Origin of the sequence: Rhodothalassium salexigens DSM 2132 (genome assembly GCF_004341375.1) — a bacterium.
Taxonomy (GTDB): domain Bacteria; phylum Pseudomonadota; class Alphaproteobacteria; order Sphingomonadales; family Rhodothalassiaceae; genus Rhodothalassium; species Rhodothalassium salexigens.
In genome coordinates, this window is record NZ_SLXO01000002.1 from 480,098 (window position 1) to 489,660 (window position 9,563).

General features: G+C 68.7%; 9 protein-coding genes and 1 pseudogene. 8 read left to right on the forward strand and 2 right to left on the reverse strand.

Annotated features, from left to right (window positions below; genetic code table 11):
- Window positions 1–346 precede the first annotated feature (346 nt).
- From EV659_RS04510 to EV659_RS04545, 8 genes are all read left to right on the forward strand, one after another.
- Window positions 347–1,153: a PEP-CTERM sorting domain-containing protein gene (locus EV659_RS04510; RefSeq protein ID WP_132707649.1), complete on the forward strand. Its 807-nt coding sequence runs from the start codon at window positions 347–349 to the stop codon at window positions 1,151–1,153.
- 236 nt (window positions 1,154–1,389) lie between these two features.
- The gene (locus EV659_RS04515) at window positions 1,390–1,926 is read left to right on the forward strand and encodes a TRAP transporter small permease (protein WP_132707650.1); all 537 of its coding nucleotides are present in this window, start codon (window positions 1,390–1,392) and stop codon (window positions 1,924–1,926) included.
- 10 nt (window positions 1,927–1,936) lie between these two features.
- Window positions 1,937–3,223, forward strand: a complete 1,287-nt coding sequence (locus EV659_RS04520) for a TRAP transporter large permease (RefSeq protein WP_132707651.1) — start codon at window positions 1,937–1,939, stop codon at window positions 3,221–3,223.
- 31 nt (window positions 3,224–3,254) lie between these two features.
- Window positions 3,255–4,349: a TRAP transporter substrate-binding protein DctP gene (dctP, locus tag EV659_RS04525; protein WP_132707652.1), complete on the forward strand. Its 1,095-nt coding sequence runs from the start codon at window positions 3,255–3,257 to the stop codon at window positions 4,347–4,349.
- A gap of 232 nt (window positions 4,350–4,581) precedes the next feature.
- Entirely contained in the window at window positions 4,582–5,934 is a 1,353-nt protein-coding gene (locus EV659_RS04530) for a hybrid sensor histidine kinase/response regulator (protein ID WP_165878724.1), read from the forward strand.
- Between the two features lie 241 nt (window positions 5,935–6,175).
- Window positions 6,176–6,988, forward strand: a complete 813-nt coding sequence (locus tag EV659_RS04535) for a glycosyltransferase (RefSeq protein ID WP_132707654.1) — start codon at window positions 6,176–6,178, stop codon at window positions 6,986–6,988.
- A gap of 4 nt (window positions 6,989–6,992) precedes the next feature.
- Window positions 6,993–7,982 (forward strand): NAD-dependent epimerase/dehydratase family protein, encoded by a 990-nt coding sequence (locus EV659_RS04540; RefSeq protein WP_132707655.1) that lies wholly within the window; start codon window positions 6,993–6,995, stop codon window positions 7,980–7,982.
- A gap of 40 nt (window positions 7,983–8,022) precedes the next feature.
- Window positions 8,023–8,472, forward strand: coding sequence for a cupin domain-containing protein (locus tag EV659_RS04545; RefSeq protein WP_132707656.1), 450 nt, complete (start codon window positions 8,023–8,025; stop codon window positions 8,470–8,472).
- Window positions 8,473–8,732: 260 nt separating this feature from the next.
- Here the strand turns inward: EV659_RS04545 and EV659_RS04550 are convergent, their stop codons facing one another.
- The gene (locus EV659_RS04550) at window positions 8,733–9,167 is read right to left on the reverse strand and encodes a phasin family protein (protein ID WP_165878725.1); all 435 of its coding nucleotides are present in this window, start codon (window positions 9,165–9,167) and stop codon (window positions 8,733–8,735) included.
- A gap of 300 nt (window positions 9,168–9,467) precedes the next feature.
- Window positions 9,468–9,563, reverse strand: a pseudogene (locus tag EV659_RS04555) (IS5/IS1182 family transposase); the annotation flags it as partial.

Genomic DNA, 9,563 nt, shown 5'->3' on the forward strand with positions numbered 1-9,563 from the left:
CAGCCCCGGGCAGAAACTGGAAGGACTGTCAAAACCACTGACAAGCCGCCGTGGACCCGTCGACCGAAGCCCCCGCGCGCGGTGATCGCGGGCCTATCCGAGCGCCGAGCATCCCCCGTTGACACCCTGCCGCGGCGGGGCGTGGCGGCCCTGGTGGCCCGGTCGCGCCATGGTGTCAGCGCCGGTGACACCCCGTCTCGGCCTCGGTCAAAACCGTAAACAATCCTGACAACAACGCCTATCCGCACATTAAACATATGATTTTATTACTTATTTCCAGAAGGCACATGGCTTGCTTGGCACGCGGCGGTCACCCGATACAAGCCAACCGATACAGGAGAGAAACATGACCGTGCGTTCCACTTTGGGCCTGGGGCTTGCTGCCACGGCCTGCCTGGGCCTCGCCAGCGCCGGCGCGTCGGCGTCCACCGTCACCCCCGACGTGATTTTCGGCAGCGGCAATGCCAATGGCGCCTTCACCATCGGCACCGGCTTGAACGGCGGCATCGAATTGGGCCTGCGCGGCAAGTTGCGCTTCAACGAGAGCAACCTGCCGGAAAACACCTTCAACTATGACGGTGTCGACACCTACAGCTTCGACCGCGGCACCCCGCCCACGGGCTTCGGCTTCGCGGCCAACAGCCCGACCACCCCGGTGTGGAACTTCGAATGGTCGATCAACACCGACGTGACCGGAACGACCGGTCTGGCGCTCGACGGCCTGACCTATGAATTGCGCCTGGACGGCGACCCGACCGCGGGCACCGACTTCACCGACAGCTTCGACCTGATCAACGCCGCCTTCAACGATCACGCCATCGGCACCAACGCCACCGGTAACGGCGGCGGCACCGTCGCCAGCGACAGCGCCGACTACGCCGCGCTGATCGCCCAGAACAATGTGGCGCAGAATTCCTGGAACTATGAGTTCTTCAACGACGGCCCCGCCGCATTGATCCAGTTGGCCAGCTTCGACCCGCAGGCCATCGGCACCTATACCATCCAACTGGAAGCGTTTCTGAACGGCGATTCCGTGGCCGCCACCTCGATCGACATTCGCACCGTGCCGATGCCGGGCGCGCTGGCTTTCTTCGGTCTGGGGCTGGGCGCGGCCGGCGTCGCCGGGCTGCGCCGCGCACGCCGCGCACGCTGAGTCCAAGCCCCGGCCGGTCTCGATCGACCGGGGTGGTGAAACCGGGGCGCAAAAAGATGTTCCGCCCAAGCCGGCGGCGTCGCTAGTCTGTACCGACCCTCGCGGGGGGACGGGACGGCTGCTCGACGCCGCCGGCGTCGTTTCCGAGGGCCGCCGTTCGGCGCGCCACGGCTCAGCGGACCGCAGGTCTGCCGGCCACAGTGGGGGGGCGCCGCAGGTTACGGGAAGGCTCGGTCATGACCATCGCCGCCGTTTGCCGGCGCCTGTCGGGCGCCATCGCCGCGATCACCCGACCGCTGAGCGTCGCCGGGCGCAACCTGGCGGCGTTGCTGCTGGCGGTGATGGTGGGCGTGGTGCTGGCCCAGGTGGGATGGCGCTATGGGTTTGGCCAGGCGCTGGCGTGGAGCGAGGAATTGTCCCGGGTGTTGATGATCTGGGCGGTGTTCCTGGTCGCCCCCTGGGCCTATCGCACCGGCGCCCATGTGAGCGTGACCCTGTTTTTCGACGCCCTACCCGGTGCCGCCGCCCACACCCTGCGCCTGGTGCTGACCAGTCTGGTGGTCTGGGTTTTGTGGCGTCTGCTGGTCGAAAGCCTCGACCTGATGGCCGACGGGCGGTCGCTGCAGACCGCCAGCCTCGGCCTGGCCATGGCGCCGATCTATACGATCCTGCCGGCGAGCTTCGCGCTGATGGCGCTGGTCGGCGTCGAGCGTTGGTTGAGCCAAGCCGCCGCCGCGCTCGACGCGCTCCGCCGTCGACCGGCCGCCCGCTGAGGGGCGCCGCATGTCGTTGGCCTATTTCTGGATCTTCGTGTTTCTGTTGTGCGCCGGTATGCCGGTGGTGTTCGCGCTGCTGGTCGGGCCGGGGCTGAGCCTGGCGCTCGATGGCCAGGGAGCGTTCCACCGCGCACTGTTGTCGCGGCTCTACAACGGGCTCGACAGCTTCCCGCTGATGGCGGTGCCGTTCTTCATTCTGGCCGGCGAAGTGATGAACGCCAGCGGCGTCACCCGCACGCTGGTGGACCTGAGCCGCACACTGATCGGCCATGTGCGCGGCGGGCTGGCGCAGATGAACGTGCTGTCCTCGATCCTGTTCGCCGGCCTGTCGGGGTCGGCGGTGGCCGACACCTCGGCGCTGGGCAAGATGTTCGTGCCGGCCATGGTCCAGGCGGGGTACAGCGCGCGCTTCGCCGCCGCGGTGACCGCCGCATCGTCGGTGATCGGGCCGATCATCCCGCCCTCGGGCATCATGATCCTCTACGCGTTCGTCATGAACGTGTCGGTGGCCGGGTTGTTCGCCGCCGGCATCGTACCGGGGCTGCTGATCACGCTCGCCCTGTTCGCCGTGGTAGCCGGGCTGGCGCGCCGGCGCGGCTTCGCCCGCGATGCGGCGCCGGCCGGCTGGCCCGCCCGCGCCCGTGCCGTGCGCCGGAGCCTGCCGGCGCTGCTGACCCCGGTGATTCTGCTGGGCGGAATCCTCGGCGGCGTGATGACCCCGACCGAGGCCGCCGCCGTCGCCGCCGCCTATGCGCTGGCCCTGGGGCTGATCGTCCGGCGCAGCCTCAAGCCCGGCGATCTGGCGCGCGTGTTCACCACCGCCGCGGTGCAATCGGGGGTGATTCTGCTATTGGTCGGCGCGGCGGTCAGCTTTGCCTGGATGGTCAGCGTCTCGGGCCTGGCCACCGACGTGACGACCGCGATCCGTGCCAGCACCGACAATGTGCTGCTGCTGCTTCTGTTGGTGAACCTGTTCCTGCTGCTGGTGGGCATGGTGCTCGACGCCGGCCCGGCCATCCTGATCCTGGGTCCCGTGCTCGGCCCGGTCTTCACCGAGTTGGGCGTCGATCCGCTGCATTTCGCCGTCGTCATGTGCGTCAACGTGACCATCGGCCTGGCGACCCCGCCCATGGGGCTGGTGCTGTTCGTCGCCGCGTCGGTGTCGGGCGAGCGGGTCGAGGCGTTGGCGCGCGAATTGCTGCCGTTCCTGGCCGCCGAGATCGCGGTCATCGCGCTGGTCACCTTCGTGCCGGCGCTGTCCTTGACCCTGCCGCGCCTGCTCGGCTTTGCTTGACCGACCCCATAGCCCCGCCGCCGGAGCCCCGATGCGCCGCAACGCCCTGCTCAACCTGATCTTCGCCGCGATCGCCGCCGTCTGCGCCATGGGCGTGTGGATGGCCCAGGCCCAGAGTGCCGCGCACACCTTGCGCATCGGCTTCCTGGCCTCGCCCGACGACGAGGACTATGACGGCGCGCTGGTATTCAAGCACTATGTGGAACGGAAGAGCGCCGGCCGGATCGCCGTAGAGATCTTCCCCTCGGGCCAGTTTTGCGGCAATGGCCGCGAGTGCATCGAGGGCCTGCAGACCGGCACACTGGACATTCACATGACCACCGTCGGCGGCCTGGGACTGTTGTTCGGCCCGGCTCAGGTGCTCGACCTGCCCTATGCCTTCGCCGACGATGGCGTCGCACAGTGCGTGTTCGACGGCCCGTTGATCGACCAACTGCGCGACGCGGTGCTGGACGCCGGCCTGGGCATGCGATTGATGGCCGCATCGAACACCGGCGGCTGGCGCAACTTCGCCACCCGCGCAACCCCGGTGCGCCACCCCGACGATCTCGAGGGCCTGAAGATCCGCACCACGCCCGCACCGCTCCAGCAAGAGTTGGTCCGCCGTTTGGGCGCCCGACCGACGCCGGTCACCTGGTCGGAGCTTTACACGGCGCTGGCCACAGGGGTGGTGGACGGCACCAAGAACGGTGTGCAGGACCTGGTGGGCATGCGCTTTCACGAGCACCTCAAGCACATCGCGCTCGACCGGCACAGCTATATGGGGGCGCTGTGGTGGGTCTCGGAACAACGCTGGCAGATGCTGCCCGAGCCGGTGCGGCGGATCGTCCATGACGGCTTCCAGCAACTCGAACTGGTGACCCGCGCGCTGCCGATCCGCGCCGAGGTGGACGCCTATCGCGCCTTCGAGGCGGCCGGCGGCACCGTGCACGAGTTGAGTCCCGAGGCCCGTGCCGCCTTTCGCGCCCGCGCCGCCGGTATGCGCACCTGGTTTGCCGAGCGATACGACCCGATTTGGCTGGCGCGCCTGGACCGCGCTATCGCCGCGTGCGAGGCCGGACGCCAAGCCGATTTCGACGCCGTCGCCGGCGCCCCGAACCGCGACCCGACACCGCCGCGCGATTAACCGATCTTTCAGCCGCCGACGCTAGTCTGCTGCGCAGTGGTAGCGACGATTGAGTAGTGTAACAGCGTGGTTTTTGGCGGGTCGTCACACGGTCACTCGACCGTGGTGCCGGATGGGATTGGTTTTGATGGACACGATCGTCCCGGCTCTCGCCGGGGCGGTCGTGCTGCCGCGGGCAGCCCCAGCCGGTTTGATCGATACCCACGCCGTCCGGCGCGGAAAGGCGATTGCGGTGGGACTGGTTGACTGGCTGATATGGCTTGGCGGCGCCGTCGCAGCGGGCAGTTTGGGAGCGCTGTGGCACGTCCGGGCCGGGCTGCGCGGTGATCGTCGCCTCGCCCGCCGCGAAAGCGCCGACGCCGAAGCCGCGCTGGCCGATCTGGCGCACCGGACCCGCAGCCGCGACGATCTGCTGGCGATGGTGGCGCACGATCTGCGCACCCCGCTCAACGGCATCATGGGCATGGCCGAAATGCTCGGCCGCACGCCGCTGTCGGCCGACCAGCAGCGCTATCTGGCAACCCTGACCGCCGCCGGCCAAAGTCTGGCCCGGCAACTGAACGACCTGCATGTGGAGACGCTGGTCGCGACGGACCGGTTCTCGATCAAACCGCAGCGGTTTTCGCCGCGCGTCTTGCTGGAACGTCAAAAGGACCTGTGGCGCCTGCGCGCCCTTGAGGGCCGGGTGCGGCTGCATCTGGCGGGCCTCGACGACCTGCCCGAGGCGTTGGAAGCCGACGCGCAGCGGATCCAGCAAATCCTCGGCAACCTTCTGGGCAATGCCATCCGCTACGCGCCGGGTAGCGACGTCACCTTGAGCGCGTCCTGCGTCCCCGCCGATGCCCCAAATGCCGCACCGGACACCGATGGCGCCGGCGATAGCGACACGGTCGACCTGACGCTGAGCGTGACCGACACCGGCCCCGGGCTGTCCGCCGAAGATCAGGCGCAGGTCTTCGACGCCTACACCCGAGCGAGCCAGACCGGCGAGGGTACCGGGCTCGGCCTGCATATCTGCCAGCAACTGGCCAGCCATATGGACGGCACGATCGGCGTCGACAGCACGCCCGGCCAAGGCGCGCGGTTCTGGGTACGGGTCCCGGCACGGCGCGTCGCATCGGCCGCCGACGCCGCCGATCTCGACACCGGGTCCGAACCGGCACCGCCGTGCGCCGCGCTGACCAGCCCGACCGCGGTCGACGCCCTGCCGCTCAAGGGCCGGATTCTGGTGGCCGAGGACAATATGCTCAACCAGCGTATGATCGCCGCTCTTCTGGACCAGGCCGGCTGGCGCTACACCGTGGTCGACGATGGTGCGGGGGCGGTGGAAGCCGCCCGCCGCCATTCGTTCGACCTGATTCTGATGGACGAGCGTATGCCGGGCCTGAGCGGCAGCGAGGCGGCGCGCGCCATTCGTGCCCTGCCCGGCGCGGCGGGCCGGGTGCCGATCCTGGCCATCACCGCCGACAAGACACACGCCGCCCAGATCGATCGCGACCCGTCCGGGGTCGACGGCATGTTGGTGAAGCCGCTGCACCTGGAGACGATTCTTCACGAGATCGAACGCCTGACCGGACGCTCGTAACGCCCCACGCTCGCAACCCAGACCTTCAGTCGCCGCCCCCTATGCTCGCCCTAGGCTGGACAATCTTTCGTCCCTCTTGCCGCAACGCATCATTGCGCACCGGTTTTCGCCGGACGGCCCTTGCATTGGGCGGCGCCCTGGGGCAGTGCTCAGGGCGCACGCGGCCCGGCCGCCCGATCGTTTCACGGAGGCATCAGGTGCAGTTCTGCAAACCATCCCAGCCCCAAAGACTGGTGCGCCCATGAGCCGCGGTGCCTATGTCACGCTGGTGACCAATGCCGAGTATGGGCGCGGTGCGCTGGCGCTGGCCCGCTCGCTGAAGATGGTCGGCACCGCCTTTCCGCTGGTGGTTCTGGCCACCGAGCGCGCCGGCGCCCTCGACGCCCTGGCGGCCGAAGGCGCGCGCATCGTGCCGGTGGAACAACCCGCGCTGTCAGACGATTTCCGCAGCCGCCACACCCGCGAAAAGCAACACGCCGCCCAACCGTTCCTCAAGGGCTCGAAACCCAAGTTCCACGATCCGCTGGACAATTTCTGCAAGCTGCGGCTGTGGCAACTGGACGGCTATGACCGGGTGGTGTTCCTCGACGCCGACACGCTGGTGGTCAAGCCGATCGACAAGCTGATGGGCTATCCCGAGTTTTCCGCCGCGCCCAATGTCTATGAAAGCCTGACCGACTTTCACCGCATGAATTCGGGCGTCTTCGTGGCCCGGCCCGACCGCGACACCTATGCCGCCATGCTGCGCCACCTGGACCGGCCGGATCACTTCTGGCCGCGCACCGACCAGACCTTTCTGCAGGATTTCTTCCCCGACTGGTACGGCCTGCCCTGGTGCTTCAACACCCTGCAATACATCTTCTTCAATCTGCCCCATCTGTGGGACTGGCGGCAGATCCGGCTGGTTCATTACCAGTATGAAAAGCCCTGGCAGGCGGACCACCCCAAGCGCGACAAGCTGCAACCGCTGATCGACCTGTGGCACCAGGTCAACGACCACGGCACCCTGCCCGAGCGGGTCGACACGCCGTTCGCCGAGCCCGCCGAGGCGTGAGCCGATGACCGTCGCCGCCCCACCGCTGCGGCCCGGCGACACCCTGGCGCTGACCGGAGCGACCGGCATCGTCGGCCGGTTCGTCGAGGCGATGGCGGCGGCTGAGGGCTGGCGGGTGCGCGCGCTCGCCCGGCCGGCCAGCGACCGCACCGGCTTCGCCGGCCCGGTCCACTGGATCGAGGGCTCGTTCGACGACCCCGCCGCCCAAGCCGCGCTGATCGACGGCGCGCAGGCGCTGGTGCACGCCGGTTTCGCCCATCTGCCCGGGCGCTATCGCGGCGGCGAGGGCGACGACCCGTTGGGCTTCATCGACACCAATCTGGGCGCGTCGCTGGCGCTTCTGGAACGCGCCCGGGCCGCCGGGGTGGCACGCGCGGTGGTGCTGTCGAGCCGGGCGGTAATCGCCCGGCGCGTGCCCGGCCGGTCCGCCGGCGGCACCGTGGACGAAGACCATCCGACCAACCCCGACACCCGCTATGGCGCCGTCAAGGCGGCCCTCGAAGCGTTCGTCCAGGCGTGGGGTCAGGGCGCGGCGGGGAAGCCTTGGTGCGTGGCCGGCCTGCGGGCTACCGGCGTCTACGGCCTGGTCCACCCGGCCCGGCGCACCAAGTGGCGCGACGGCATCGCCGCCATCGCCCAGGGCCAGCCATGGCCGCTGGTGCGCGGCGGCACCGAGGTGCACGGCGCCGACCTGGGCGAGGCGGTGCGGCTGTTGTTGAGCGCGCCGGCGGCGCAGGTGGCCGGCCGGGTGTTCAACCTGAGCGACCTTTATGTGACCAGCCGCGACGTGGCGCGGATCGTCCAGCGCCTGACCGGGGCCGCCGGACCGCTGCCGGATACCCCTGCGACGCTGCCCCAGGTGGTCTTGGCCACCGACCGGATCGAGGCGCTTGGCCTGCGCTTGGGCGGCTGGCCGCGGCTCGAAGCGACCGTGACGCAGATTCTGGACAGCCTGGGGACATCAGACCACACTCGACCCAACGGGACGCCCTGACCGGTACCGCCGCGTTTGTGCATGCGCAAAGAGGAGAGCGATGGACCCCAACGCCGTGATCGACGCCCTGAACATGCAACCCCACCCCGAAGGCGGCTGGTTTGCCGAACACTGGCGCGAGGCGCCGCCGCAGGAGACCGAGACCGACCCGCGCGGGCTCGGGTCGGCGATCTATTATCTGCTGGAACGGGGCCAGCGCAGCCATTGGCATCGCCTGGACACCACCGAGATCTGGCACTTCTACGCCGGCGCCCCGCTCCGCCTCGGGATCAGCCCGGATGACCGGACGCCGCCGGCCTGGCACCGGCTGGGCCCCGACGTGGTGGCCGGCGAGCGCCCGCAGATCGTCGTGCCCGCCGGGCGTTGGCAAAGCGCCGAGGCTCTCGATGGGTGGGTGCTGGTGGGCTGCAGTCTGACGCCGGCGTTCCAGTTCGACGGGTTCGAACTGGCGTCGCCCCACTGGTGCCCGGGCGGCGACCGGGGCGCCTGACCGGAACCGAAACGCCCGCGGTGCGGGACCGGGACGACGGCCGACCGGATCGGCCTTGTCCGCAGCCGGAGACGCACGCCGGCCGCCGGCATCGCGCCGGGCCGGCGACCACGGGCGGTGGACACGGGCGGCGAACACGCTGGGCCGGATGTCGTCCCCGGCTTTAACGCACCGAAGCCCGCCGCACGGGTCGCGCGACGGGCTTCGATGATCGGACCGCTACCGGCCCCGCAGGACCGGGGGCAATCGGCAGACCGGCCTTACTTCTTGGCTGCGGTGGTCGCCGACTTCATTTCCTCGACACCCTCGGTGAAGCGCTTTTGCAGCACCGCAAAGGCATCCTGGTTGGTCTTGGTGGTGATCTCGGCGATCTCGCGGCTGTTCTCGAACGCGTTCCGGAAGGCGTTCTGGGCCAGTTCCGCCTGCTTCGAGGCATTGGCCTCGGGCGTCTTGCCGGAGAACAGATCACCGGTCATGTTGGAATATTCGTTCATGGCTTCCTTCATCAGGGCCACCTGCCGCTCCATGGCGGTCTTATAGCCTTCGAAAGCCACGCGCTGCGCTTCGACCAGCGCTTCCACGTTCTTGCGCTGAGCTTCGATCATCTTGTCCATGTCCATGGTGGTCTTGAACATGTCGCTGAAGAAATCGGTCGCGGCCGTGGTGCCGCCGTTGGTCGACTTGGTCGTGCTCATCGTCCGTCTCCTTGCGGTCTGGTTGACCCGAAAGGGCCGTGGCGCCGCCGCGCCCGGTGATTTTCGGTTCGGTTTCATCCGGTCTTTGGGGGCAGCTTTTTCATGCCCCGACGGCGCCGGCCCACCGCGCTCTCATGAGCCTAATATGTTGCGCCGCACAACCGCTGTCAAGACGCGTTTTGTGCAGCGCACAAAAAGGCTCGGATCAGCGGCCCTTGCCCAGTCCTGCCGCGGCGGCCGGGCGCCGGCGGCGGCGCCGTCCGAGCCTCGACCGTCGCCCCGATGCGCGGGCGAAAAAGGCTAGGCCGTAGACTCATAATTTCGCAGCCATATCCGCGTTGAAGCGAGTTTCACGGCGGCGAGGAAGTTCTCGGGTTTCTTGTCATAGCGCGTGGC

What these genes read in the sequence shown, in the direction of transcription:
- EV659_RS04510 (WP_132707649.1), top strand. Translation starts at nt 347, where the DNA reads ATGACCGTGCGTTCCACTTTGGGCCTGGGGCTTGCTGCCACGGCCTGC.
- EV659_RS04515 (WP_132707650.1), top strand. Translation starts at nt 1,390, where the DNA reads ATGACCATCGCCGCCGTTTGCCGGCGCCTGTCGGGCGCCATCGCCGCG.
- EV659_RS04520 (WP_132707651.1), top strand. Translation starts at nt 1,937, where the DNA reads ATGTCGTTGGCCTATTTCTGGATCTTCGTGTTTCTGTTGTGCGCCGGT.
- dctP (WP_132707652.1), top strand. Translation starts at nt 3,255, where the DNA reads ATGCGCCGCAACGCCCTGCTCAACCTGATCTTCGCCGCGATCGCCGCC.
- EV659_RS04535 (WP_132707654.1), top strand. Translation starts at nt 6,176, where the DNA reads ATGAGCCGCGGTGCCTATGTCACGCTGGTGACCAATGCCGAGTATGGG.
- EV659_RS04540 (WP_132707655.1), top strand. Translation starts at nt 6,993, where the DNA reads ATGACCGTCGCCGCCCCACCGCTGCGGCCCGGCGACACCCTGGCGCTG.
- EV659_RS04545 (WP_132707656.1), top strand. Translation starts at nt 8,023, where the DNA reads ATGGACCCCAACGCCGTGATCGACGCCCTGAACATGCAACCCCACCCC.
- EV659_RS04550 (WP_165878725.1), bottom strand. Translation starts at nt 9,167, where the DNA reads ATGAGCACGACCAAGTCGACCAACGGCGGCACCACGGCCGCGACCGAT.